Origin of the sequence: Rhodococcus tukisamuensis NBRC 100609 (genome assembly GCF_001894985.1) — a bacterium.
Lineage (GTDB): Bacteria > Actinomycetota > Actinomycetes > Mycobacteriales > Mycobacteriaceae > Rhodococcus_G > Rhodococcus_G tukisamuensis.
In genome coordinates this window covers 1-25,784 of sequence record NZ_BCXG01000027.1, presented here as the reverse complement: position 1 = coordinate 25,784, position 25,784 = coordinate 1, and the positions used below count along the sequence as shown (strand labels likewise).

Below are 25,784 nucleotides of genomic sequence, written 5' to 3'. Positions count from 1 at the left end.
GCCGCGGGTCAGAGCCCGAACAGCGCGGCGGCGTTGTCGTGACAGACCGCGCGCACCCAGTCGTCACCCAGCCCGAGTCGGTCCACCGCCTCGAGCGCGTGCACATACGGGTACGGGATGTTCGGGAAGTCGCTGCCGAACAGGATCCGGTCGCCGTGCTCGCGCAGCCGGGCCAGGTCCGGAGCGGACAGCGGAGCGGCGTCGTTGATGAAGTCGGTGAACGCCATCGTGGTGTCCAGCTGCACCCGCTCGTAGCGTTCGGTGAGGTCGAGGAACGCCGAGTACTCGGGCATGCCCATGTGCGCGATGACCAGGCGCAGCCGCGGGTACCGGGCGAGCAGGGCGTCGATCGGCTCCGGCCCGGTGAAGCGTCCGGGCGCGGGGCCGGAGCCACAATGGATGACGATCGGGGTGCCGGCGTCCTCGAGCAGCCCCCACACCCCGTCCAGCAGAGGGTCGTTCGGCTGGTAGTCGCCCACCTGGATGTGCGACTTGAAGACCCTGGTTCCGGCGTCGAGCGCGGCGGCGACGTACTCCGCCGCGCCGGGCTCCGGGTAGAAGGTGGAGGTGTGCAGGCAGTCCGGGTTGCGGGCCGCGAACTCCACGGCCCACTGGTTCAGCCAGGCCGCCATGTCCGGCTTGTGCGGGTAGATCATCGAGGTGAAGGCCCGGACCCCGTAGGAGCGGAGCCGGTCCAGCCGGGCGTCCTCCTCGAGCCGGTACTGGATGGGCCACTCCATACCGGTCAGCGGGCCGGCCGAGTCGAAGTACGCCCACACCTTGTCCATCACGGACTTCGGCATGAAATGCGTGTGCACGTCGATGATCCCGGGCAGTCCGTGGTCCCGCAGGAACGAGGTCACCGCGTCCACATCGGCCTGGCGGCCGTCCACATCTCCACTCATACACCCACCATTTCATGTCCCCCCTGGCCGTCGGCAGCGCGGTCGACAGACGAGGTGGTCGTGATTACCGTGGCTCAGGTTGCACACACTGCACGCCCCTTTACGAAAGGCCCCGATGATCACCAACCTCGTCAACCTCGTCCTCGGCACTGTCGGCGGCAGCTCCGCAGGGAGTAGCGGCTACACCGTCCCGCCGGGAACCCTGCCCTTCGGCAGCTGACCGCACGAGGGCTCACGCTCAGACCCCGAACGGGCGGTTACCGGGACAACGGCCGAGAGGCCTCCTCGGTAACCGCCCGTTCGTCGTCCGACGGGGGCCGCCCGGCAATCAGGGCAGGTCGATGCCGAACTCGGCCAACTTCTCCCGGTACACCTCGACATTGCCGAGCTTGACGTCCTCGTAGCCGCGGACCACGTCGGGCAGGGCCGCGATCGTGGTGGCGCGGGCATAGCCGTCCCTGTCCAACCCGGCTGCCAGGCCCAGCACGGTCGCGCTGTAGTGCGCCAACAGCTCCCGCTCCACCCGTCGCACATGGGCGTAGCCGAACGGGTCCAGCCGGGTCCCGCGCAGTACCTTGCCCTTGGCCAGGAGCTTCAGCGCGACATGCGACTTCGGTCCCAGGCCGATCTTCTTCTTCCGGCCCAGCGCCCGCAGCACCGGCGGGTGCAGCTTGTACGTCAGGTTCTCGCCCCCCGGCACCTGGGAGGCGACATCGGCGAGGAAGTCCGGGTCCACCAGCATCCGGGCCACCTCGTACTCGTCCTTGTACGCGGTGAACTTGAACAGCCCCCGGGCCACCGACTCGGAGAAGTCGGTCTGCTCGGTCACCGCGCGCTCGGCGGCCCACACCGACTGCACCGTATCGACGTAACGCCGGGCCACCGCGACGTTCTGGAACTCGACCAGCTGAGCGGCCCGCAGCTCGACGAGCCGGCGGACCTCGCCGTCGAAGGTCGTGTCGGCGAACAGTTCCGCCGGGGCCGCAGTCGCGGCGCGCGTGCCGCGGGTCGGCCGGGCGGCCGCGGCGAAGGCGTCGGGGTCGGCGATGGCGACCCGGCCCCACCGGAACGCCGCGACGTTGGCATCGACCGCCACGCCGTTGATGCCGATGGCCTCCTCGATCGCGGCCGCGGGCAGCCGCAGCCCACCCGCCTGAAAGGCGGCGCCGATCAGCAGGAAGTTCGCCGCCGCGGTGTTGCCGAACAGTTCCTGGGCGGCGGCGAGGCCGTCGAAGGACCGCAGCGTCTTCGACACCGAGTCGAGCCGGGAGAGCAGCAGCGGCTCGTCCGGGTAGCGGACCGACTTGTCGTAGACCATGTCGCCGGTCGGCGACTGGCTGGTCGAGGCGATCGAGACGGTGGCGGCGCGGTCGCCGTAGTCGAGGTTCTTGTTGTCCGTGGCGGTGAGCAGGTCGAACGCGACGATGCAGTCGGCGCTGCCGGGGGTGAGCCGGTTGGCCGGCTCGAGCTCGCCGGCGCAGAAACGCAGGTGGGAGACCACGGGGCCGGCCTTCTGGCTCATGCCGATCTGGTCGAGGCTCTCGACCTGCAGGCCGGCGCGCAGCGCGGCCGTCGCCAGCACCTGGTTGACGGTGACGATGCCGGTGCCGCCGATCCCCGCCAGGAAGACGTTCTGGGTGTGGGTCAGCGGGCCGTGCTCGGGGTCGAGGCAGGAGGGGGGGACCGGCGTCGCGACGCGGGCGGCCTTCTTCTTGCCGGGCACCAGCTCGACCGTGACGAAGGAGGGGCAGTCCCCGTCCAGGCAGCTGTAGTCGGTGTTGCAGGAGGTCTGCTCGATACGGGTCTTGCGCCCGAACTCGGTGTCCACCGGCTGCACCGACAGGCAGTTCGACTTGACGCCGCAGTCGCCGCAGCCCTCGCAGACCGCCTCGTTGATCACCACGCGTGTGTTGCGGGTCGGCAGGGTGCCGCGCTTGCGCTGGCGCCGGGCGTCGGCCGCGCAGTGCTGGTCGTAGATCAGCACGGTGACGCCCTCGACCTCACGCAGCAGTTTCTGCGCCTCGTCGAGCCGGTCGCGGTGCCAGAGCGTGGTGCCCTTGGCGAGCGCGCGCTTGTTGTGCCGCTTGGGTTCGTCCGCGCAGATGATGATCTTCTTGACGCCCTCGGTGGTGAGCTTGTGCGTGAGCTGGGCGACCGTGAGCGCGCCCTCGGCGTCCTGCGCGCCGGTCATCGCGACGACGTCGTTGTAGAGGAGCTTGTAGGTGATGTTCACCCCGGCGGCGACGCAGGCCTGCACCGCGAGCTGGCCGGAGTGGAAGAAGGTGCCGTCGCCGACGTTCTGGAACATGTGCGGCACGTCGGTGAACGGTGCCTGGCCGATCCACTGGCTGCCCTCGCCGCCCATCTGGGTCAGGCCGGTCACCGCGCTGTCCGCGCGGCCGGACATGGTGACCAGCGTGTGGCAGCCGATGCCGCCGCCGCCGATCGAGCCCTCGGGGATGGCGGTGGACCGGTTGTGCGGGCAGCCGCTGCAGAAGTAGGGGGTTCGCTTGGTGGTGAGCACCTCGAGCGAGAGTTGCGGCGGCAGAGACCTCTTCAGCTCGACGCGGTCGCGCAACACCCGGCGGAGCGGGCCGAGCAGCCGGCCGGCGGTGAGCTCGCCGTCGACGGGCATCAGCGGCCGGCCCGCGGCGTCGCGCTTGCCGAGGATCTGCGGGGTGTGCTCGGTGCCGTAGAGGATCTCGCGGATCTGGGTCTCGATGAAGGCGGTCTTGTCCTCGACCACGATCAGCTGGTCGAGGCCGGCCGCGAATTCCGTGACCCTCCGGGCGCCGAGGGGGGTCGGCATGCCGATGCGAAGCAGGCGGATGCCGGCGCGGTGCAGGGCGGCCTCGTCCACGCCGAGGTCGAGCAGGGCCTGGCGCAGCGAGTCGTATGTGGTTCCGGTGGCGGCGAGGCCGATCCGGGCGCCGGACGGGTCGACCTCGATCACGTCGAGGTCGTTCGCGGCGCCGTAGGCGTGCACGACGGCCAGGCGTGGGCCGTACAGGTCGGCCTCAGCGATCACGCTGTCCGTAGGAACCGCCATCGGTCGCTGCTGGTACACGAACGGCTTTCCCTCCCACTCGATCTGGGGGACGGTGATGTCCAGCTGCGATACGTTGCCGTCGACCGTCCAGGCTCCGTCGGCGACGTCCGCGACGACCTTCAGCGCGACCAGGCAGCCGGAGGCGCGGGAGAGCGCCACGCCGTGCATGCCCATGGTGATCATCTCTTCGGCGTTGCGCGGGAACAGGACCGGGATGCCGAGGGCGGCCAGCGACCGTTCGCTGACGGCGGGCACGGTCGAGGACTTGGAGGCCGGGTCGTCGCCGACCAGTAGCAGCACACCACCGTTGGGGTTGACGCCGTACATGTTGGCGTGCCGGAGGGCGTCGGTTGCCCGGTCGACGCCGGGGCCCTTGCCGTACCAGACGCCGATCACGCCGTCGTGCGTCGCCTGGCCGGCAGGCAGGTCCGCCTGGCTGCCCCAGACCGCGGTCGCGGCGAGCTCCTCGTTGAAGCCGGGGACGAAGGTGATGTCGTGCTCGGCCAGCACCTGCGGCATGCCGTGCAGCATCTTGTCGACGCCGCCGAGGGGGCTGCCCTGGTAGCCGGAGACGAAGGTGGCGATGCGGCGGCCGGCGCGGATGTCGCGGACGTGCTGCTCGACGAGCTGACGGGCGATGGCCTGCACGCCGGTCAACAGCACCGGGCCGGCGCCCGAGCGGTAACGGTCGCCGAGGTCGTAGGGCTGCGCCTGGTCTTCGCGTTCCACCAGTTCGGTCATGGTCTGCCACCGTTCCTGCGCGGCGCCTTTGTGAAGCTGTGCGCAATCTTTAGAGCAAGGGGTGCAGCAATAGTTCGCCCGGGTGGCGCAGCCGTCAACAACTGGACGTCGAGCTAGGCGCTACGATCAGTTGTGATGCACGACACATGAGGGAGGTCACCATGGTGATCAGCATCGACCGGCTCGACGCCTCGCTGCTGGAACTGCTCACCGAGGACCCGCGGGCCCAGATCATGGACCTGGCGTCCCGGCTCGGCGTCGCGCGCAACACCGTCCAGTCGCGGATGCGCCGGCTGGAGGAGAGCGGCGTGGTCACCGGGTACCGGCCCGAGGTGGACCTGTCCGCGCTGGGGCTCTCGGTGCAGGCCTTCGTGGGCGCCGAGACCGAGCAGGGCCGGATCCAAGCCGTCGTCGAGGCGCTCCGTGGCGTGCCTGAGGTGCTCGAGGTGCACACCACCACCGGACGGGAGGACCTGCTGATCCGGATCGCGGCGCCCTCGCACGAGGACCTGCTGCACGTGCTCGAGCGGATTCTCGGGCTCCGCGGGGTCGCGCACACGACCACCACGCTGGCCCTGACGACACCGGTCAAGTACCGCACCCAGCCGCTGGTCGACCATCTCACCCGCGAGGCGGGGCACGGTCGGTCGGCCGCGTCGTACCGGGGCGACGCGTGATCGAGTCGAGGAATCGGTGAGCGACATGTACATGTCGCGTCCCCGCTGATTGACTTGATCTTGTCGCTCTCGCCCGAGAACGGCGGAACGGGGAGGTGTCTCATGTCTACTGAGGAGAACATCGAGAACACGAAGGCGGGGTACGCGGCATTCGCCGCCGGGGATGCAGAGGGGGCCATGTCCAAGCTCGCGGACGACATCGAGTGGATTGTGCCCGGTGAGAGCGCCGTCAGCGGCAGCTACCGGGGCAAGGACGAGGTCGCGGGGATGTGGATGAAGGTGGCCGAGAAGTCTCTGACGACCACACCCCAGCACATCCTCGGCGACGACGATCTGGTCGTGGTCCTGACCCAGGTGACCGCGGGCGGGGAGAGCTGGGACGCCGCCGACGTCCTCACGTTCCGGGACGGGAAGGTCGTCAAGATCCAGAGCGCGTCCGACACGGCCAAGCAGGCGAAGGTGTTCGGCACGAGCTAGCGGGTCGCACCGCCGAATTCACGGGGCACGTCGTGGTGGCACGACTGCCGGACGGAACTGCGTCCGGCAGTCGGCGGGCACCTGTGCGCGCGAGACGGCCAACGAGAGCGTGGTTCTGGACGGGTGCCCGCGAGAATCCTGCAGGCCGTGGCCGCCGCCGGGCATCTGCACGTGCATCGCGCAGGCCGGGTGGGTGTTGTGCCGGTAGAGGCAATCGCGGACGCATCGGCCGGACTCCTCCGGCGGCCGGCGGAACTCCGAAAGTGCGTCGCAGATGTGGAATTGAATCTAGCCTCTGACGCACCTTCCCTAGGTCGAACAGCAAAGGTTGCCTTGAATATGAGCAGACTTCGTTTCGGTGCGTTCATTGCCCCGCACCACGTGATAGGTCAGAACCCGACCGCCGCCCTGCAGCGGGACCTGGAACTGGTGGAGCATCTCGACCGCCTCGACTTCGACGAGGTGTGGATCGGCGAGCACCACTCGGCGGGCAGCGAGATCATCGCGTCGCCGGAGATCTTCATCGCGGCGGCGGCCGAGCGGACCAAGCGGATCAAGCTGGGTACCGGCGTCACCTCCCTGAGCTATCACAACCCGTTGTGGGTCGCGGACCGGATGGTGCTGCTGGACCACCTGACCCGCGGCCGGGTGATGCTCGGCGTCGGGCCCGGCTCCCTGCCGACCGATTCGTCGATGATCGGCCTCGACCCCACCGAGTGCCGGGAACTGCTCGAGGAGCACCTGGACATCGTGGTCCGCCTGCTGAACGGCGAGAGCGTCACCGCGACGACCAGGACCCACACGCTCGTCGACGCCCAGCTCCAACTGCGGCCGTACTCGCACCCGATGTTCGACATCGTGGTGGCCGGGGTGGCCTCGCCCACCGGGCCGCGGCTGGCCGGCAAGCACGGACTCGGGCTGCTGTCGATCGGTGCCACGATGAGCCCCGACGGGTACGACGCGCTCGGCAAGCACTTCGGCATCATGGAGGAACGGGCGGAGGCGTTCGGCACCGAGGTCAATCGCGATCAGTGGCGTCTGGTCTGCCCGATGCACATCGCGGAGACCCTCGAGCAGGCGCGGGAGGACGTCCGCTACGGGCTCGGCGCGTGGGTCGAATACTTCGGCAAGACAGCGGCTTTCCCGCACTTCGGGTCCGGCGGTGCGAGCATGGACATGATGATCGAGTACATGAACGACTCCGGCATGGGCATCATCGGCACCGTGGACCAGGCTCGGGAACTGATCGGCCGACTGCAGGAGCAGACCGGCGGCTTCGGCTCGATGCTGATGATGGCGACCGACTGGGCGAACCCCGCGGCCACCCGACGGTCGTTCGAACTGATCGCGAACGAGGTCGCCCCGCACTTCCAGGGGCAGTCCCAGCCGCTGTACGACGCCGCCGCGCGCGCCGGGCAGAGCCACGAGCGGCACAGCAAGGCGCAGCTCGACGCCATCGAGCACATGGCGAAGAAGTACGAGGCCGAAGTGGCGGCCACGTCGTGAGGGCCGCGGTGCTGCACGGGATCGGGGACCTGCGGGTCGAGGACATCCCGGAGCCCGCCGTGCCGGACGGGTACGTGCTGATCCGGGTGGCATACAACGGGATCTGCGGATCAGACCTCGGCGTCATCCACACCTTCGGTGTCTCCGAGGTGGCGCACCCGCTCACCGGAGCGCACGGGCCGCAGGTGCTCGGGCACGAGTTCTCCGGCGTGGTCGCCGAGGTCGGTGCCGACGTCGACGGCATCGTGGTGGGCAATCGGGTTGTGGTGCAGCCGAATTACCACTGCGGTGGCTGCGCGCGGTGCCGGGACGGGCTCGAGCACCTGTGCGAGGTCGTCGCCTTCCACGGGCTGAGTGCGCCCGGCGGCGGACTCTCCGAGTTCACCGCGGTGCCCGCCGCCAACGTGCACGTGCTGCCCGACGGGGTGAGCCTCGAACAGGCGGCGCTGGTGGAGCCGTTGGCCGTCACCCACCACGCGGTCGCTCTGGCGCAGGCGCGGCCGGGTCAGTTCGCGCTGGTGATCGGCGGCGGACCGATCGGGATCGGCACGGCGCTCAACCTGCGCGCGAGCGGGGTGGAGCGCATCCTGGTCTCGGAGGCCTCCGCGCCGCGCCGGGCGATCGTCGAGGGTCTGGGACTGACTGTGGTGGACCCGCTTTCGGCGGACGTGCGGACCGCGGTGCACGAGCGTACGGACGGACTCGGTGCCGACATGGTGTTCGAGTGTGCGGGCGTCGCCGTCGCCGTCGAGACCGCCCTGGCGTCCGTCCGGGCGCGGGGGACGGTGGTGCTGCTGGCCACCTACAAGGAGCAGGTCCCGCTCAACACCTACGCGCTGATGTTTTCCGAGGCGCGGGTGATGTCGTCGCTGGCCTACAACCGGGACGAGGTCGCGACGGTGATCGAACGGATGGCGGCGGGCTCGTACCCGCTCGACGGGTGGGTCGAGCGGGTGCCGCTGGAGATGGTGCTCGAGGGCGTGGCGGATGCCGCGGCCGGGCGACGGATGAAGGTACTCGTGGAGGTGTGCGGAGATGAGTGAGAATCGATTTGCCGGCAAGACGGCGGTGGTCACCGGGGCGGCATCCGGAATCGGCGCCGCCATCGCGGCCCGGCTCGTGGCGGAGGGTGCCAACGTCGTCGGCATCGATCTCGCGGCGGACAGGCTGGGGGAGCTGGCGAACTCGCTCGGGTCCGCGTTCGTCGCCGCGGTCGCCGACGTGACGGACGAGGCGGCGGTGGCCGAGGCGGTCGGGACGGCGGTCGAGCGCTTCGGTGGTCTCGACCTCGCGTTCAACGTGGCCGGCGCCGCGCGCGGCGGCCCGATCGTCGACCTGGCCGAGGAGGACTGGGACTTCACCGTCGACCTGGTGCAGAAGGGCGTGTTCCTGTGCACCAAGCACGAGGCCCGGCACATGCGGGAGCGCGGCGGCGCCATCGTCAACGTGTCATCCCTGAACGCGCACGTCCCGATGTTCGGTGGCAGCCCGTACGTGACGGGCAAGGCGGGTGTGGAGGCGTTCTCCAAGAACGCGGCGCTGGAGCTCGCGCGGCACGGCATCCGCGTCAACACGGTGCTGCCGGGTCTGGTGGACACGCCGCTGGTGGCCGGTGTGATGGGCTACGAGCCCCTGCGTGAGCAGTTCCTGGCGATGATCCCGCTGGGCAAGGCGGCGACGCCGGAACAGGTCGCGGGGCCGTGCCTGTACCTGGCCAGCGACGACGCCGAGTACGTCACGGGTACGTCGCTGATGGTGGACGGCGGATGGGAGCTGTCGGGATACCCGGATCTCAGCATCTTCGCCGGCTGAGGGCGTAGGCGGGCCCAGCCGCGCGACGGCCGTGGTCGTCGCGCGGCCTAGGGTGGGGCCATGACCGTCTCCGCAGCCCCCGTGGAGACCACGCACCGCAGCCCTCGCCCGCTGCTGCTGGCCGAGACGCTCGACCAGCTCGGCCGCGGCCGCGGCGACCCGTGCCACCGGGTCACTCCCGACGGCGCGATCTGGCGCACGTCGCTCATGCCGACCGGACCCGTCACCTACCGGCTGGTGCAGACCGACCGGCACACCGTCGCGTGCCGCGGGTGGGGCGCGGGTGCGGCGGAGTTCGTGACGACACTGCCGGACCTGCTCGGCGAACGCGACGACGCCACCGGGTTCGCGCCGGAGCACCCCAGGCTGGCCGACGCCCACCGTCGCTTCCCGGGCCTGCGGATCCCGCGGACCGGGCGGGTGTTCGAGGCCCTGGTGCCCGCGATCCTCGAACAGAAGGTGCACGGCATCGCGGCGAGGGCGTCGTGGCGTCGGCTGGTCACCGTGTACGGCGAACCCGCGCCGGGTCCCGCCCCCGAGGGGATGCGGGTCCCGCCGTCCGCGCGGGTGTGGCGCGGCGTCCCGTCCTGGGAGTTCCACCGGGCGGGTGTCGATCCGCGGCGGGCGCGCACCGTCGTCACCGCCGCCGCGGTCTCCGACCGGCTCGAGGAGGCCGCGGGGATGGACCCGGCGGCCGCGTTGCGCCGGCTGCGCGCGGTGAACGGGGTGGGGGAGTGGACCGCGGCCGAGGTGGCGCAGCGCGCGCTGGGCGACGCCGACGCGTTGTCGGTGGGCGACTTCCACCTCGCCGCGATGGTCGGGTGGTCGCTGCTGGGCCGGCCACTGGACGACCCCGGGATGGTCGAGTACCTGGAATCCGTCCGGCCGCACCGCTATCGGGCCGTGCGGTTGCTGTCGGTCGGCGGCTACGCGGTCAAGCCGAAGTTCGGGCCGCGCACGGCCGTCACGGACCACCGCCGGCACTGACGGGTCGGCGTGGAGGTCTCGGCGCGGGCGCCGGTCGCCGTCAGGGCGCCTCGAGCAGCGCCAACGCCAGCCGCACCAGTTCGGGTTCGAGTTCGTCGAGCGCCGTGGCGTCGGGCTCGCGCTCCCACGCGGCCAGCGATCCGATGACGAAACGGGCCATCAGCGCCACCCGTCTGGTCCGGCCGTCCTCGGGCAGGTGGGTCAGGGCATCGGCCATGTCGGTGAACAGGTTGTGCACCATCGCGACCGCCTCCCCCTGGGGTTGGCGTGCCAGCGCGGCGTCGTCGAGTGCGAAGACGTCGAGCCGGATCGTCGCCATCCACTGCTCGTTGAAGCGGGCCCAGTAGCTCGGCTGCTGCCGACGCAGCTCCGCGACCAGCGGGCCGATGTAGGCCTCGACCATGACGGGCAGGTCGTACCCACCGCGGTCGTGTGCGGCGGCGAGGAACACCGCACGGTCGACGGTCACCCGATCGGTGTGCAGCCGCCACACCGCCTCGAGCAGGCCGTCCCAGGACCCGAAGTGGTAGCTGATCGCGGAGTTGTTCTTGTGGCCGGCGGCCCGCACGACCGCACTGGCGGGCACGCCGTGCACGCCGCGTTCGGCGACGAGGCGCTCGGCGGCCTGTACGAGACTGAGACGAGCGGTTGACAGTGTGCTCTGCGTCACGGTAGTAAGAGGCCCTTCTTAACTTTCTGCCGAGGCCGCCGCCCCGGCTCACCACCCGAGAGGCTGCCATGCGTCCGTCCCACGTTTCCGTCCGAATCATAGGCGCGTTGGCAGTCACTGCCATTGCTGTGACCGGCTGCTCGAGCAGCGACGACAACTCCGCCACGGCGGCCTCCCCGGTCCCGAACGGCGGCGACGTGCTCTCCTCCGCGCCGCTGACCAACGCGGCCGTGCTGCCGAGCGCCGGCCGCAGTGAGCTGATCACCTACGCGTCGGAGAACGGCGAGGGCAAGCCGATCGTCGTCTCCGGCACCGTGGCGATCCCGTCCGGGACCGCACCGGAGGGCGGCTGGCCGGTGATCAGCTGGGCGCACGGGACCACCGGGATCGCGGACACCTGCGCACCGTCCGGGGACACCGTCGACGGCGCCGTGCACGACTACGTCGGCACCGTCAGCACCACCCTCGACGAGTGGGTCAAGAACGGCTACGTGGTGGTCCAGACCGACTACGAGGGCATGGGGACGCCCGGCGACCACACCTACCTCAACGCGACCTCCGAGTCGCACGCGGTCACCGACATCGTCAGGGCCGCACGGCACCTCGACCCCGCGGTGGGCAGCAAGTGGTTCGTCGGCGGCCACAGCCAGGGCGGTGCGGCCGCGATCAGCGCGTCCGACCAGGCCGTCGACCGGGCACCCGAGCTCACCCTGCTCGGTGCGATCGCGGTCGCGCCCGGCAGCGGCCTGAGCCAGACCCCGCAGTACATCGCGAGCGGCAGCCAGGCAGTGGCGCCGGTCCTGTCCTTCCTGCCGATCACCCTGCTCGGTGCGGCGGCCGCGGATCCGGCGGTGGTGCCGGAGGAGATCGTCACGCCGGCAGCGGAGCCGCTGATGAAGGCGGCGCGGACCGGGTGCATCGCCGACATCCGCGCGGCCATCGGAGGCATTCAGGTGAACTCGGTGATCCGCCCGGGTGCGGACCTCGGTCCGTGGACGGACTACCTGGCCAAGCAGGAACCGTCGAACGCCAACCCCAAGGTTCCGGTGCTGTTCGCGCAGGGCACCGCGGACGCCCTGGTCACGCCGGCCGCCTCGCAGGTCCTGGTGAAGCAGTTGTGCGAGAAGGGAACCGAGCTCGACTACCGCAGCTACGAGGGCGCAGACCACCGCGCCAGCGTCGCCGCCTCGCTGGCGGACGCAACCGAGTTCACCAAGACGCTGCTGGCCGGCGAGAAGACGCCGACCACCTGCTGACCCACTGAACACCAAGCGCCCCTTGGCTACTGGATCGCAGTAGCCAAGGGGCGCCGTTGTGTGCGGCTCGGTCAGCGGAGCTTGATGCTGCCGCCGTCGACCATCAGTGTCTGGCCGGTCATGTAGCTCGCGTCGGCGCTGGCGAGGAACACCGTGACCCGTCCGATGTCCGACTCCGGATCGCCGAACCGGTGCAGCGGCGTCTTGGCGAGCAGCACGTCCTCGATGCCGGGGTTGGCCTCGATGTAGGCCTGGACGCCCTCGGTCAGCGCGAGCGGCGAGATGATGTTGACGTTGACGTTGTCCGACGCCCACTCGTTGGCCGCGACCCGGCTGATCGCCCGGATCGCTTCCTTCGCGGCGCCGTACGAGCCCTGCGTCACGCTGCCGTCGATGCCCGCGCCGGAGGCGAAGTTGATCACCGACCCCTCGTTCGCGGCGAGCTGCGCGTGCGCGGCCTTCATCAGCCAGAACGTCGGGTAGAACCCGGTCCCGAACGACAGGTCGAGCATCTCCTGCGTGGTCTCGAGCAGCGGCGCCTGCCGGGACGCGTGCGCGTTGTTGACCAGCACGTCAAGCTTGCCGAACGCCTCGACCGAGGCGGCGACGATGGCCGCCGCGCTCTCCTCCTTGGAGATGTCCGCGTTCAGGAACTTCACGGCACTGCCGAGTTCGTCCTCCAGCGCCTTGCCCGCGTCGTCGTTGATGTCGACGACCAGGACCTGGGCGCCCTCCTTGGTGAACGCGCGGACGATGCCGCGTCCGATACCGCCCGCGCCGCCGGTGACGATCGCTACTTTTCCGTCCAGCCTCATGCGTGGCCTTCCCTGTGGTGTCGGTGGGGTGTCAGTTGATCGCGAGCGCCGGCTTCTCGAGCTCCGCCACGCCGTAGGCCGCATACGTCTCGTACGGGCCGCGGCCGACGAAGTAGGACGAGAGCTGCTGGTCGAGCTCGTCGACGGTGAACGCGGAACCCGCTGCGTCGAAACGGTTCTCGACCTGCGGTGCCGACATCAACGCGACCATCTTGCCGTACACGACGAAGACCTGGCCGTTGATCTCGTGCGAGGCGGGGGAGGCCAGGTAGCTGACCAGGGTGCCGACACGCTCGGGGGCGAGCGGGTCGAGCGCGCCGGCGAGGTCGCCGGCCTCGCCGAACGCCTCGGCGGTCATCGCGGTCCGGGCACGCGGGCAGATGGCGTTGGCGGTGACGCCGTAGCGGGACAGGCCCTGCGCGGTGGAGAGGGTCAGCGCGGTGATGCCGGCCTTGGCGGCCGAGTAGTTCGGCTGTCCGGCCGAGCCGAACAGGAACGCCTCGGAGGAGGTGTTGACGACTCGCCCGAAGACCGGTCCGCCGGCAGCCTTGCTGGCCTCGCGCCAGTACACGGCGGCCGCGCGACTGGTGGCGGCGTGACCCTTTAGGTGCACGCGGATGACGTCGTCCCAGTCGGACTCGCTGAGGTTGAAGATCATCTTGTCGCGGATCACGCCGGCGTTGTTGACCAGGATGTCGAAGGTGCCGAAGTTCGACACGGCCTCGGCTACCAGGCGCTCGCCGAGGGACCAGTCGGAGACGTCGCCGAGCACGGCGACGGCCTCGCCGCCGGCGGCCTTGATCTCGTCGACCACCTCGTGCGCGGCCGGGCCCATGTCGTTGACGACGACGCGTGCGCCCGCCGCGGCGAGGGCCAGTGCCTCGGCCTTGCCGAGTCCGGCGCCCGCCCCGGTGATGACGGCCGTCCGGCCTTCCAGGCTCACTGTTTCGCCCATGGGGGCCTCCTTCGTAGTTGGTGCGTTCGTGTCTCTGCTCGTGAAATTAGTATTAATTCTAGTTTGTTCGCAAGGGATCATCCCGCCCTGCGGTGGGAGGATGGAGGAATCCGTGAGTGGGCACCATGAAAGGCGCAATTCGTTCTAATTTGATTTCGAGGTTCTAGATTGGGTCATGGGCAGGGTGTCCAGTGGTCCCGGTCACTGGGAGTGACCCAGGACACGTGACGGATCCGTGGGATCTTTTCTCCGAAAGAGCTGGGTGAAATGCCCGGCAGTGGTAGTACGAGCGGTCCGGAGTCCCAATGAACAAGATGCCTCTCGCCAACGGCGAGGCAGAGCGCGCGCCCCTGACGAAGGGGCGGTCGTTCCTCCTCCTCGCAACGGTGATCCTGCTGGTCGAGGTCATCCCGCTGGCGTACAACTTCGTCACCCCGGCGCTGCCCGAGATCGCCGGGCACTTCCAGACCACCGCGGTCGGCTGGGTGATCACGCTGGTCACCCTGGTGCTCGCGGCGACCACGCCGATCATGGGCAAGCTCGGCGACATCTACGGCAAGAAGCTCGTGATGCTGTCGGCCTCCGCGGTGTTCGCGGTGGGCTGCCTGATCGCGGCGGTGGCGCCGAACTTCGAGCTCTTCCTCGTCGGGCGCGGCCTGCAGGGCGCGGGCATGGGCATCCTGGTGCTGGCGTACGGGCTGATCCGCGACGTGCTCCCGCGTGAGCTGGTCCCCGTCGCGGTGGGCTTCATCGCCACCGGCATGGGGGCGAGCACGATCCTCGGACCCGTCATCGGCGGCTACCTGATCGACCACTTCGGATACGCCAGCGTCTTCTGGGCGCAGCTGGCGCACGTGACGGTCGCCGGTGTCCTGGTCGCGCTGTTGGTCCCCGAGTCCACGCTGCGCACCAAGTCCCGCCTCGACGTGGTCGGCGCGCTGATCCTCGCCGTCGGCGCGTTCGTGCTGCTCTTCGGCATCGGTAAGGCCTCGACGTGGGGCTTCGCCGACGTCCGGACGCTGGGCACGGTGCTCGGCGGCGCCGCGATCCTCGCGGCCTGGCTGCTCTACGAGCGCCGGCCGGCCGAGCCGCTGGTCGACCTCGAGCTGCTGCTGCACCGCCCGGTCGCCAAGACCTTGACCGCCAGTGCGCTCGTGCAGTTCGTCCTGATCAGCCACTCGATGCTGATCCCGATGTTTGTCATGACCGACCGTTCGCTCGACCTCGGCTACGGATTCGGCCGGACCGCGCTCGGTGTCGCACTGTTCACCATCCCCACCGGTATCGCCTCGATGATCGCGGGGCCGGTCGGCGGCTACCTGTCCCGGCGGACCGGTCCCGCGCTGGTGCTGGTCGCCGGCGCCGGTGCCCTGGCCGTCGGCTCGGCCATGCTCGCGTTCATGCACGACACCACCGGCCAACTGATCGCCGGCCAGATCGTGATGGGCCTCGGCCTCGGCGCCGCGTCCTCCGCGCTGCCGAACCTGATCATGGGCACGGTGCCCGCGACGTCGCAGGGCATCGCCGGCGGCATGCTCAACCTGTTCGGGTCGATGGGCAGCGCGATCGGCAGCCAGCTGGCCGTCGCGATCCTCACCGTCCCCGGCGTGCTGGTGGCCGCCAGCAAGATGCCGATGTACCAGGAGACCGGCTACGTCTACGCCTTCGGTGCCCTCGCCGTGGCCGGGGCGCTCGCCGCGGTGGTCGGGCTGTCACTGCACACCAATCGGATCCAGTCCGCGCCCGGTTCGTCGGCACTCGTCGACGAGCCCGCGCAGTCGGTCGCGATCGGTCATTAGCCACGGTGGGCCCGCGGACCCCTTGCGCGGGCCCACCGTGTTCGACCGGCGTCGCCGGAGCGCGTGCGGCGACGTAGGCGAGATATTTTGGACAACTCACGATTTCGGCCCGGAGGCTTGGCTAACGTGACGGCTGACGCAGCAGCTGTCCGCCGCCACCTCACGGGAGGCCGAGCCTCCCGAACGGCCGCGCCCAATGAAAGGTCGACCATGTCGAGTACGTCCTCCGCCCTCAATCTCGCCGACATCTTCGAGGCTGTCGTCGACGCCATGCCGGATCGGGAGGTGCTGGTCTGTGACGATCAGCGCCGCACCCTCGCCGAGCTCGACGAGCGTGCCAACCGTGTCGGACACCACCTGATCGCCGCGGGGGTGCGGCCCGGTGACCACGTCGGCATGCACATGCGCAACAGCGTCGAGTTCGTCGAAACCTTGCTGGGGCTGTTGAAGATTCGGGCCGTCCCGGTCAACGTCAACTACCGGTACATCGACGCCGAGCTGCGCTACCTCTACGCCAACGCGGACCTGACGGCCGTCGTCGTCGACGCCGACTTCGTGGACCGGACCGCGGCCGTGGCCCCGGACTGCCCGACCCTGCGGCACGTGCTGGTGCTCGGCGAGGCCTCCGCGGCATCCGCCGCCGGGCTGGCCGCCGTGGTCCCGTCCGTCTCCAGCTACCGGCGCGACGTCGACTCCGCTTCCGGAGCAAGGGATTTCCCGAGTCGCAGCAACGACGACCTGTTCGTCATCTACACCGGCGGCACCACCGGCATGCCCAAGGGCGTGCTGTGGCGCCAGGAGGACTTCTTCCGGTCCGCCCTGGTGAGCGGCAACCAGTACGGCGACGGCTACGACGACGGTCCGTCGCTGGCCGCCGCACACGCCCAGAACCCCACCCCGCCGAGCTTCCTGCTCACCGCGCCGCTGATCCACGGCGCGGCGGTGTACACGCTGTTCACCGGCCTGTTCATGGGTACCAAGACGGTGCTGATGCGGCAGTTCGACGCGCTGGAGTCGCTGGCGCTGATCGAGCGGGAGAAGATCAACATCTACATGATCGTCGGCGACGCCATCGGCCGGCCGTTTGCCGACGCGGTGGCCGAGCACGGCGGCGAGTTCGACCTGTCCTCGCTGTTCGTCGTCGGCTCCGGCGGGGCGCTGTGGTCGCAGGCCGTGCGCGACCAGATCACCGGACTGTTCCCGAACATCTACCTCAACAACGGATTCGGTTCCTCGGAGTCCGGCATGGACGGCAGCATGCAGGCGCTCGAGGACGGCTCGCTGCGGATGGCGCCGCGGCCCGGCGTCTGTGTCGTCGACACCGACCTGCGCCCGATCGCCCCCGGCTCGGACGACATCGGCTGGGTCGCCCACTCCGGGCACGTGCCGCTCGGCTACTACAACGACCCCGCCAAGACCGCCTCCACGTTCCCCGTCGTCGACGGGGTGCGGATGTCGGTGCTGGGCGACATGGCGCGGATCGAGGCGGACGGCTCGATCGTCATTCTCGGTCGCGGGTCGGCCTGCATCAACTCCGGTGGCGAGAAGATCTACGTCGAGGAGGTCGAGGAGGCCCTCAAGAGCCACCCGGCGGTCTTCGACACGCTGGTGGCCGGCCTGCCGGACCCGCGGTTCGGTCAGCGGGTCGCGGCCGTCGTGCAGCTGCGCGAGGGTGCGGCGGCCACGGCCGAGGAGCTCACCGAGCACTGCCGGGAGCGGATCGCCCGGTACAAGGTGCCGCGCGAGATCGTCGAGGTGCCGGCGATTCTGCGTTCGCCCTCCGGCAAGGCCGACTACCGCTGGGCCCAGAGCACATTGGAGAAGGAGTCGGCGGCCCGCAGCTAGCGACGGCGCCCACCCAAGAGTTGACGAGGCGAGCCCCCGACGGATTTCTCCGTCGGGGGCTCGCCTCTGTCCAGCGGGTTATGCGCCCGGGCCAGGGGCCTGGCAGACCGTCTCGGTGCCGGATTCAGGCCTTGGCGGTGACGCCCGCCGAGAGGATCTCGCGGGCCGAGTCGCGGCCGTCGATGATCCGGTTGGTGCGCAGGGTGACCATCCACCGGCCGTCGATGCGGGCGAATTCCCAGCGGTTCGCGGTGATCCGGGCGACGTGGTAGCTGCGGGTCTCGGGATCGTGCTTGACCAGCTGCGAGTGGCAGGTGGCCACCGCGGTGTCGCCGTCGATCTCGAGGTGCGGCGGTCCGACCAGGTGGCCGCAGCCGCCGGCAATGTAGGACTGGTGCGGGGCGGAGTGCACCATCGCCTCGATCTCGGCGCGTCCGGACAGGCAGCCGGTGTCGACGTCGTAGACGCCGTCCTCGGTCCAGAGCCCGGCGACCGCGGTGCTCTCGCCGCTGTCCACGGCGGGGCCGTAGGCGCTGATGATGTTCATCAGCTCGAGCTTGTCCTCGAGCAACTGGACGCGCTGTTCGAGCCGGAAGAGCAGGTCTGCGGTGTCGGTCATGGGACGGGACTCCTTGATGTCGGGTCGGGGTTCAGTCGAAGTCGATGCCGAGCGGAACCGCCAGCGCCACGAGCGCCGCGAGCTGGTCGGTGAAGTGGTCGGGGCTGGTCGCGGCGATGTTCACGCTGGCGATCGTGGCGCCGGCATCGCGGAGCCGGGACAGCGTGGTGGCGGCGGCGTCCGCCGCCCCGGTCGGGTCCAGGGTCCGGCCGGCGTTGAGCACGATCTCCATGTCCTCGGGCACCGGGGCCTTCGCGAGCATCCCGGCCAGGTCGTCGATCCGCAGGCCGAAGGGGACCCAGCCGTCGCCGAGTTCGATGGCCCGGCGCAGCGAGCGGGGCGTGCGTCCGCCGATCCACAGCGGCACGTGCTGTTGCACCGCGTGCGGCTCGACCACGAAGTTCTCGAAGTCGTAGAACTCGCCGTGGTACTCCGGGTTGGGCTTGCCCAGCGACGCCCGCAGTGCACGCAGTGCATCGTCGGCAAGCGCGCCCCGGCCCTCGAACTGCGCGCCGATCAGGTCGAACTCCTCGCGCAGGCTGCCGACGCCGAGTCCCAGGGTCACCCGGCCGCTACTGAGTCGGTCGAGGGTGCCGTAGCGCTTGGCGATCTCGAGCGGGTGGTGGTAGCCGAGCACCAGCACCTGGGTGACCAACCGGATCCGACTGGTGCGGGCGGCGAGGAATCCGAGCGTCGACAGCGGGTCCCAGTAGGTGCCGCCGCGCTCGGTGGCGATCTCGACCGGGACCGCGACATGCTCGCTGCAGGTCACGTGGTGAAAACCGAGCCCGTCCGCGGCCTCGGCGATCCGGGCGACCTCGTCGATCCCCGCGCCGACCTCCCAGTCCGCACGGGTGGCCGGATGCTGGATCAGCACGGGGCTGACGATCCCGATTCGCATGTTTCTCTCGCTCCGTGTGGGTGGGCGCCGGTGGTGGTGGGGCGTGGGGGGCGCCGTAGTTGTCTGATTTCATATCGCAGTGGCCACGGCCTCGGCGACAGCCTCCCGCTGAACGGGACGTGTCGTTTCGCGACGGGGGCTCCCGTTCCCCGGGGGAAGTTGCTACAGTTTTAGAAATCATTTCAGTTTTGCAGATCGGGAATCTCGATCGGTATCGGAGGAGACGCCATGACGGTGCTCACAGACGCCCCCGCCACAAGCGACAAGCGCGACGTTCCCCCCTCCATGGTTGAGCGGATGACCCTCATCCTCGATGCGTTCGACGGCCGGGCTGCCCGGCTCACGCTGGAAGAGGTGGCGTGCCGTTCGCGTCTGCCGCGGTCGACCGTGCACCGCATTCTCGACTCGCTGGTCAAACTGAACTGGGTCGAGCACGCGTCGTTCGGCTACCGGCTCGGCCGGCGTGCCCTCGGCATCGGCGGCGATGGCGGACACGCCGAGGTCCGCGAGGCCGCGGCGCCGCTGCTGCACGAACTGCACCTGCAGACCGGCATGGTGGTGCACCTGTCCGTCCTCGACGGGCACGAGATCGTCTATCTCGACAAGGTCGGCGGGCGACTGGCCAGCTCCATCCCGTCGCGGGTGGGCGGTCGCATCCCCGCGCAGTCCTCCGCCTGTGGCAAGGCGATGCTCGCCTGGTTGGACCCGGAGCGGGTCGACGCGCTGTTCGAGGGCAACCTGGGCCGCTCCACCGAGCGGACCATCGACGACCTCGGCATCCTGCACCTCGAACTCAACCGGATTCGGCAGCGTCGGGGCCTGGCGTTCGAGCGTGAGGAGTCGGCCCGGGGAGTGGCATGCGTGGGCAGCGCGGTGCGGGGGCCCGAGGGCCCCGTCGCCGCGGTCTCGCTGTGCGGGGATTCCCGCACGGTGCAGCTCGAACGGGTCGCCCCCCTGGTTGTCGACGCCACCCGCGAGATCGCCCGGACCCTCTACCCGGAGCTGGGCACCCCGCGTCGGGCCGTGCCGCCGGCCCCGGTGGTGCCCGCGGACACCTGGTCGCCCGAGGCGAGGAGCCGGCTGCTGTCGGTGCAGAGCGGCGGCTGGATCTAGTCCGGTCACTCGGGCCTGACGGGCCAGGCCCAGCCCAACCGGGCCGACGAGCCCGGCCCGTCAGGCGCCGCCGAGTCCGAACTGGCCGCGGAAGAACACCATCGGCGCGGCGCCGTGGACCTCCTCGAGTTCCAGCACCCGGCCGATCACCACGTCGTGGTCGCCGGCCACGTGCACCGCGTCGACCTCGGCGTGCACCCGCGCCAGGACCCGCGGCAGCGCGGGGGTCTCCCAGCGGGACAGGTCCCAGTCGAGGTCGTCGAACTTGCGGCCGCGGCTCGAACCGAACCGCCCGCACATCTCCTCCTGGGTCTCCGCGAGGACATTCACCGTGAACCGTCCGGACCGGCGGATCCGGGGCCAGGCGACGCCGCGGTGATCGGCGCAGAACAGGACCATCGGCGGGTCCAGCGACACCGACGCGAAGGACTGGCAGGCGAATCCGACGGGACCGCCGTCGTCGAGGCCGGTGACCACGGTGACCCCGCTCGCGAACTGGCCGAGGACCCGCCGCATGTCGGCCGGCTCGGGGGTGAGGGACGTCGGGGTGTCTACCTGGGTGTCTGCGACCATGGCCCGAGCGTAGGAACGGCCGGTCCGGCCGTCGGCCGGGTTCCCGATGAGTGGAACTCGTCCCGAGCCCCGTCGAGGAGGGTCGGAAGACCCTTCGCAATCTCGCTGATCGGGATCTCGGGTCCCTGAGTGGGCAGGTGCTGGCAGCGTGAGTTTCATGACGAGCGAACTCACCTACGAGGGCACCTTGCGGGAGGTCCAGACCGACCGTGGCCTGCTGAAATACCACGAGGCCGGCGACGGTCCGCCGCTGCTCCTGCTGCACGGCTCCGGGCCGGGTGTCACGGGGTGGCGCAACTACCGTGGTGTGCTCGGGGATTTCGCGGAGCACTTCCGCTGCCTGGTGCTCGAGTTCCCCGGCTTCGGCGTCAGCGACCCCGGCGACGGCAACCCGATGGTCATGGCACTGGCCTCGGTGGGCACCTTCCTCGACGCCATCGGCGTCGAGGGGCCGGTGGACATGATCGGAAACTCGATGGGCGGGATCGTCGCGACCAACGTCGCCATCCACCAGCCCGCGCGGGTCAACAAGCTCGTCACCATCGGCGGCATCGGCAAGAACGTCTTCGCGCCGGGCCCCGGCGAGGGCATCAAGCTGCTGATGGAGTTCACCGACAACCCGACCCGCGAGGGCCTGGTCCGCTGGTTGCAGTCGATGGTCTACGACCCGGCCGTGGTCACCGAGCAGCTGATCGAGGAGCGTTGGGCGCTGGCAACCGAGCCGCTGACGCTGGAGATCGCCGCGCGGATGTACAGCAGCAAGGCGTTCGCCGCGAACACGGCCGCTGCGAAGGCGTCCGGGATGACGCCGTACTGGGCCCAGTTCCACAAGATCAAGGCCCCCACCATGCTGACCTGGGGTCGCGACGACCGGGTGAGCCCCGTCGACATGGCGATGCTGCCGATGCGCGACATCCCGAACGCGGAACTGCATGTGTTCCCCAACTGCGGCCACTGGACGATGATCGAGGCACGTGAAGCCTGGGTCTCGGCGGTGCTGGCATTCCTCACACGCAAGGACGGACAGACCGAATGACCAACTGGGACAACTTCGACCAGGTCGTCGACTTCCTCGTCGTCGGCAGTGGCGGTGGCGGCATGTCCGCGGCCATCGCGGCGGCGGACAGCGGCCTCGACACGCTGGTGATCGACAAGGGGAAGACCTTCGGCGGTTCGACCGCGATCTCCGGTGGCGGCATCTGGATCCCGAACGCTCCGACGCTGATCCGCAAGGGCGCGCAGGACGATCCGGCTGCGATCCGCCGGTACCTCAAGAATCTCACCGCGGGCGCCGGCGTCACCGACGCGCGGATCGACGCGTACATCGCCGGCGGCCCGAAGCTGATGGAGCTGCTCGACACCAGCCCGCACATGAAGCTGTACTGGGTGAAGGGCTACTCCGACTACCACCCGGAGGACGACGGCGGCAGCGCGCTCGGCCGCACCATCGAGTGCATGCCGTTCGACACCCGCAAGCTGAAGGAGGACGAGAAGTTCCAGCGTCCGAACAGCATGAAGGGCCCGCTGGGCCTGTGGGTCACCTCGAAGGACTACCACGACCTCGCGATGGTCAAGCGCACCTGGAAGGGCCGCAAGGCCTCGCTGGTCGCGGCCTGGCGGGTGGCGTCCAACGTGGTGCGGCGCCGGCACATGTCCACCGGCGGTCGCGCGCTGGTGGCCCGGATGCGGATGGTGCTCAAGGACGCCGGCATCCCGCTGTGGCTGAAGACCTCGATGACGGAACTGGTGACCGACGCGAACGGCGTCGTGATCGGTGCGGTCGCCGAGCGCGACGGCAAGACGGTCCGGATCGGCGCGCGCCGCGGCGTGCTGCTGGCCACCGGCGGCTTCGACCACAACCAGCAGATGCGTGATCAGTACCTGCCCGAGTTCGGCCGCGCGAACATCAGCGCCGGCGCCAAGGAGAACGTCGGCGACGGCATCGTGGCCGGCCAGCAGCTCGGCGCCGCAGTCGACCTGATGGACGACGCCTGGTGGATGCCGTCCGTGTTCCATCCGATGGGCGCGGTGATCCCGCTGGTCTCCGAGCGCTGCATCCCGCCGTCGGTGATCGTCAACAGCCAGGGCGAGCGCTTCACCAACGAGTCGTCGCCGTACGTGAACTTCGTGCACGACCAGCTCGAGGGCGGTCACGTCCCGGCCTGGTTCATCATGGACACCAAGGCGAAGAACCGTTACCCCTTCGCGCAGGTGCTGCCGAACATGCCGTTCCCGCAGGGCTTCTACGACTCCGGCGTGGTGCACAAGGCCGACACGCTGGCCGAGCTGGCCGCGAAGGTCGGGATCCCCGCGGACAAGTTGGCGGCCACGATCGAGCGGTTCAACGGATTCGCCCGCAGCGGCACGGACGAGGACTTCGGCCGGGGCGAGAGCGCCTACGACCGGTACTACGGCGACCCGACCATGAAGAACCCGAACATGGACGAGATCGTCAAGGGCCCGTTCTACGCGATTCGCTGCGAGGCGGGTGACCTGGGCACCAAGGGTGGGCTCGTCTGCGACGAGAACAGCCGGGTGCTGCGTGCCGACGGCACCGCCATCGCCGGGCTGTTCGCCACGGGCAACACCACCGCCTCGGTGATGGGCAACGAGTACGCAGGCGCCGGCGCCACCATCGGTCCGTCGATGGTCTTCGGATATCTCGCCGCGAGGTACGCCGCCGCGAATACTCTCCCACTGAGCGAGAGCGCACCTGCGACGTCCAGCTGAGGCTGGGACGTTCATCAGCAGGAGGCGGCTCGCCGCCAGATAATTCACAAGAGAGCCGAGGAAGTCATGGGTCAGGTTCAGGAACGCATCGCGCAGTACGCAGACGAGATCCGCGCGGAGGGCGCCGAGGGCGACAAGCTCATGCGCCTGTCGGACACGTCCGCCAAGCGGCTGCGTGAGTCCGGCGCCATCAGGATGCTGCAGCCGAAGAAGTACGGCGGCCTCGAGGTGCACCCGCGCGAGTTCGCGGAGACCGTGATGAGCATCGCCGCAATGGACGGCGCCACCGGGTGGATCAACGGCATCGTCGGCGTGCACCCGTGGGAGATGGCCTTCTCCAGCGAGCAGCTGCAGGAAGACATCTGGGGCCAGGACAACGACACCTGGGTCGCCTCGCCGTACGCGCCGCTGGGCGTCGCGAAGCCGGTCGACGGGGGCTTCGTCCTCAACGGCCGCTGGCAGTTCTCCTCCGGCACCGACCACTGCCAGTGGGTCGTCCTGGGCGCGATGCGCGGTGACGAGAACGGCAAGCCGCTGATGCCGCCGGTCTCGATGCACGTGTACCTGCCCCGCGAGGACTACGAGATCGTCGAGGACTCCTGGGACGTCATCGGTCTCCGCGGCACCGGCTCCAAGGACGTCATCGTCAAGGACGCGTTCATCCCGACGCACCGGACGATCCTGGCCAGCGACGTGATGGACGGCACCGCCCAGCGCGAGTCCGGCCGCACCGAGACGCTTTACAAGATGCCGTTCTCCTGCATGTTCCCGCTCGGCATCACCTCGGCGGTGATCGGCATCGCCGAGGGCGCACTGTCCTGCCACATCGAGGCGCAGAAGACCCGTGTCGCGATCACCGGCACCAAGATCAAGGACGACCCGTACGTCCTCTACGCCATCGGTGAGGCTGCCGCCGAGATCGCGGCCTCGCGGGCGGCGCTGCTCGAGACCGTCGACCGGTTCTGGGACATGACCGAGAAGGGCAAGGAGATCGACTTCGAGGCCCGGGCCATCGGTCGTCGTACCCAGACCGCCGCGGCGTGGCGTGCCGTGCGTGCCGTGGACGAGATCTTCGCCCGGTCCGGTGGCAACGCTGCGCACTACAAGTTCCCGATGCAGCGTTTCTTCCGGGACGCGCACGTCGGTATCGCGCACGCCATCCATGTGCCCGGTTCGATCTTCCACTCGTCGGCGCTCACCCAGCTCGGTGGCGAGCCGCAGGGCATCCACCGGTCGATGATCTAGGCCCACTCGACACGTAGAAGGATTGGTAGAGAACATGACTGAAATCCGGTCGCTCGGATACCTCCGCGTCCAGACGACGGACATCCCGCGCTGGCGCGAGCTGGTCGTCGACGGCCTCGGCATGGCCGTCGGGTCGGGTCCTGAGCCGGACGGGCTGTACCTGCGGGTCGACGAGCGTCGCTCGCGGCTGCAGGTGCTGCCCGGCGACGTGGACCGTGTGCTGGCCGTCGGCTGGGAGGTCCGCGACCAGTTCGCGCTCGAGGCCGTGCGCGAGCAGGTCGAGAAGTCGGGCGTCGAGGTCACCGAGCTGACGGAGGAGGAGTCGCTCTACCGGGACGCCGAGCGGGTCATCACCTTCCGTGACCCGTCCGGCACCCAGGTCGAGGTGTTCTTCGGTCCGGTTCTCGACCACAGCCCGGTGGTGACCCCGCACGGCGGGAACTTCGTCACCGGGGCCTGCGGGCTCGGGCACGTGGTGCTGCCGACGCCGGCGGCTACCGAGACCTACGCCTTCTACACAGAGGTGCTCGGGTTCCTGCCGCGCGGCGCGGTCCGCCTCGGCGGTCCCGACGCGCCCCTGCCTGCCCGGCGGGTGCGCTTCCTCGGCGTCAACCAGCGGCACCACAGCCTGGCGATCTGCCCGGCGCCGCCGACCGAGGCCCCCGGCATGGTGCACCTGATGATGGAGGTCGACACGCTCGACGCGGTCGGTCAGGCACTGGACCGGGTCGGCAAGCTCGGCTTCTCGATCTCGTCCACGCTGGGTCGTCACACGAACGACAAGATGGTCTCGTTCTACGTGCGGGCACCGGGTGGCTGGGACCTCGAGTTCGGCACCGAGGGCATGCTCGTCGACGAGAGCCACTACACCGCGGAGGAGATCACCGCGGACAGCTACTGGGGCCACGACTGGTCCGGCACCGAGCCGCTGGCCGCGTTCCAGCAGTAGGTCCAATCCGTTGGACCAGCAGTAGCTGGATCCAGCCGGCACCTTGACGAAAGCCACTGGGCACCAGCCACGTACCGAGTACGTGGCTGGTGCCCAGTGGTCGTCGACCTGAAGTACGGGGTGGGTCCTCGGAGGGTTGGAGGGACCTGACGGTGTGAGA

General features: G+C 69.7%; 22 protein-coding genes. 14 read left to right on the top strand and 8 right to left on the bottom strand.

What is annotated here, in order from left to right:
• Positions 1–8 precede the first annotated feature (8 nt).
• Together RT2_RS21100 and RT2_RS21095 are read right to left on the bottom strand one after the other, a co-directional pair.
• Positions 9–905: an amidohydrolase family protein gene (locus RT2_RS21100; protein ID WP_072846765.1), complete on the bottom strand. Its 897-nt coding sequence runs from the start codon at positions 903–905 to the stop codon at positions 9–11.
• Between the two features lie 328 nt (positions 906–1,233).
• The gene (locus RT2_RS21095; RefSeq protein WP_072846764.1) at positions 1,234–4,695 is read right to left on the bottom strand and encodes an indolepyruvate ferredoxin oxidoreductase family protein; all 3,462 of its coding nucleotides are present in this window, start codon (positions 4,693–4,695) and stop codon (positions 1,234–1,236) included.
• A 164-nt stretch (positions 4,696–4,859) separates the two neighbouring features.
• On the opposite strand from RT2_RS21095, the gene RT2_RS21090 reads away from it, so the two are divergent.
• The 6 genes from RT2_RS21090 to RT2_RS21065 all read left to right on the top strand — a co-directional run bounded on the left by RT2_RS21090 (position 4,860) and on the right by RT2_RS21065 (position 10,154).
• The gene (locus RT2_RS21090; RefSeq protein ID WP_072846804.1) at positions 4,860–5,372 is read left to right on the top strand and encodes an Lrp/AsnC family transcriptional regulator; all 513 of its coding nucleotides are present in this window, start codon (positions 4,860–4,862) and stop codon (positions 5,370–5,372) included.
• Positions 5,373–5,474: 102 nt separating this feature from the next.
• Positions 5,475–5,849, top strand: coding sequence for a nuclear transport factor 2 family protein (locus RT2_RS21085; RefSeq protein WP_072846803.1), 375 nt, complete (start codon positions 5,475–5,477; stop codon positions 5,847–5,849).
• 339 nt (positions 5,850–6,188) lie between these two features.
• A complete protein-coding gene (locus RT2_RS21080; RefSeq protein WP_072846763.1) occupies positions 6,189–7,355 on the top strand; it encodes an LLM class flavin-dependent oxidoreductase in 1,167 nt (388 codons plus the stop codon).
• Positions 7,352–8,398 (top strand): alcohol dehydrogenase catalytic domain-containing protein, encoded by a 1,047-nt coding sequence (locus RT2_RS21075; protein WP_072846762.1) that lies wholly within the window; start codon positions 7,352–7,354, stop codon positions 8,396–8,398. The genes RT2_RS21080 and RT2_RS21075 overlap by 4 nt, the downstream gene beginning before the upstream one ends.
• Positions 8,391–9,167, top strand: a complete 777-nt coding sequence (locus tag RT2_RS21070) for an SDR family NAD(P)-dependent oxidoreductase (protein WP_072846761.1) — start codon at positions 8,391–8,393, stop codon at positions 9,165–9,167. The genes RT2_RS21075 and RT2_RS21070 overlap by 8 nt, the downstream gene beginning before the upstream one ends.
• Positions 9,168–9,227: 60 nt before the next feature.
• Complete coding sequence (locus tag RT2_RS21065) at positions 9,228–10,154, top strand: DNA-3-methyladenine glycosylase family protein (protein ID WP_072846760.1); 927 nt, start codon at positions 9,228–9,230, stop codon at positions 10,152–10,154.
• 40 nt (positions 10,155–10,194) lie between these two features.
• Here RT2_RS21065 and RT2_RS21060 read toward each other — a convergent pair whose 3' ends face one another.
• Complete coding sequence (locus RT2_RS21060) at positions 10,195–10,824, bottom strand: TetR family transcriptional regulator (RefSeq protein WP_245709543.1); 630 nt, start codon at positions 10,822–10,824, stop codon at positions 10,195–10,197.
• 68 nt (positions 10,825–10,892) lie between these two features.
• Here RT2_RS21060 and RT2_RS21055 point away from each other — a divergent pair, with 68 nt between their 5' ends.
• Complete coding sequence (locus tag RT2_RS21055; protein ID WP_072846759.1) at positions 10,893–12,080, top strand: alpha/beta hydrolase family protein; 1,188 nt, start codon at positions 10,893–10,895, stop codon at positions 12,078–12,080.
• A 71-nt stretch (positions 12,081–12,151) separates the two neighbouring features.
• On the opposite strand, the gene RT2_RS21050 is transcribed toward RT2_RS21055, so the two are convergent.
• The gene (locus RT2_RS21050; protein WP_072846758.1) at positions 12,152–12,895 is read right to left on the bottom strand and encodes an SDR family NAD(P)-dependent oxidoreductase; all 744 of its coding nucleotides are present in this window, start codon (positions 12,893–12,895) and stop codon (positions 12,152–12,154) included.
• A gap of 31 nt (positions 12,896–12,926) precedes the next feature.
• Complete coding sequence (locus RT2_RS21045; protein ID WP_072846757.1) at positions 12,927–13,850, bottom strand: 3-oxoacyl-ACP reductase; 924 nt, start codon at positions 13,848–13,850, stop codon at positions 12,927–12,929.
• A gap of 305 nt (positions 13,851–14,155) precedes the next feature.
• Here RT2_RS21045 and RT2_RS21040 point away from each other — a divergent pair, with 305 nt between their 5' ends.
• Positions 14,156–15,649 carry an MFS transporter gene (locus tag RT2_RS21040; protein WP_245709545.1) on the top strand — a complete coding sequence of 498 codons (1,494 nt, stop codon included), beginning with the start codon at positions 14,156–14,158 and terminating at the stop codon, positions 15,647–15,649.
• Between the two features lie 210 nt (positions 15,650–15,859).
• Complete coding sequence (locus tag RT2_RS21035) at positions 15,860–17,494, top strand: acyl-CoA synthetase (RefSeq protein WP_072846756.1); 1,635 nt, start codon at positions 15,860–15,862, stop codon at positions 17,492–17,494.
• A 124-nt stretch (positions 17,495–17,618) separates the two neighbouring features.
• Here RT2_RS21035 and RT2_RS21030 read toward each other — a convergent pair whose 3' ends face one another.
• Positions 17,619–18,113 carry a nuclear transport factor 2 family protein gene (locus tag RT2_RS21030; RefSeq protein WP_072846755.1) on the bottom strand — a complete coding sequence of 165 codons (495 nt, stop codon included), beginning with the start codon at positions 18,111–18,113 and terminating at the stop codon, positions 17,619–17,621.
• 31 nt (positions 18,114–18,144) lie between these two features.
• Positions 18,145–19,014 (bottom strand): LLM class F420-dependent oxidoreductase, encoded by an 870-nt coding sequence (locus tag RT2_RS21025; protein WP_072846754.1) that lies wholly within the window; start codon positions 19,012–19,014, stop codon positions 18,145–18,147.
• A gap of 228 nt (positions 19,015–19,242) precedes the next feature.
• Here RT2_RS21025 and RT2_RS21020 point away from each other — a divergent pair, with 228 nt between their 5' ends.
• Complete coding sequence (locus tag RT2_RS21020) at positions 19,243–20,127, top strand: IclR family transcriptional regulator (RefSeq protein WP_072846753.1); 885 nt, start codon at positions 19,243–19,245, stop codon at positions 20,125–20,127.
• A gap of 60 nt (positions 20,128–20,187) precedes the next feature.
• Here the strand turns inward: RT2_RS21020 and RT2_RS21015 are convergent, their stop codons facing one another.
• The gene (locus RT2_RS21015; protein ID WP_072846752.1) at positions 20,188–20,700 is read right to left on the bottom strand and encodes a flavin reductase family protein; all 513 of its coding nucleotides are present in this window, start codon (positions 20,698–20,700) and stop codon (positions 20,188–20,190) included.
• Between the two features lie 157 nt (positions 20,701–20,857).
• Here RT2_RS21015 and RT2_RS21010 point away from each other — a divergent pair, with 157 nt between their 5' ends.
• The 4 genes from RT2_RS21010 to RT2_RS20995 all read left to right on the top strand — a co-directional run bounded on the left by RT2_RS21010 (position 20,858) and on the right by RT2_RS20995 (position 25,624).
• On the top strand, positions 20,858–21,736 hold the full coding sequence (locus RT2_RS21010) for an alpha/beta fold hydrolase (protein WP_072846800.1): 879 nt from the start codon (positions 20,858–20,860) through the stop codon (positions 21,734–21,736).
• A complete protein-coding gene (locus RT2_RS21005; protein WP_072846751.1) occupies positions 21,733–23,430 on the top strand; it encodes an FAD-binding protein in 1,698 nt (565 codons plus the stop codon). The genes RT2_RS21010 and RT2_RS21005 overlap by 4 nt, the downstream gene beginning before the upstream one ends.
• A gap of 66 nt (positions 23,431–23,496) precedes the next feature.
• The gene (locus RT2_RS21000; protein ID WP_072846750.1) at positions 23,497–24,675 is read left to right on the top strand and encodes an acyl-CoA dehydrogenase family protein; all 1,179 of its coding nucleotides are present in this window, start codon (positions 23,497–23,499) and stop codon (positions 24,673–24,675) included.
• A 34-nt stretch (positions 24,676–24,709) separates the two neighbouring features.
• Entirely contained in the window at positions 24,710–25,624 is a 915-nt protein-coding gene (locus RT2_RS20995; RefSeq protein ID WP_072846749.1) for a VOC family protein, read from the top strand.
• Positions 25,625–25,784: the final 160 nt, after the last annotated feature.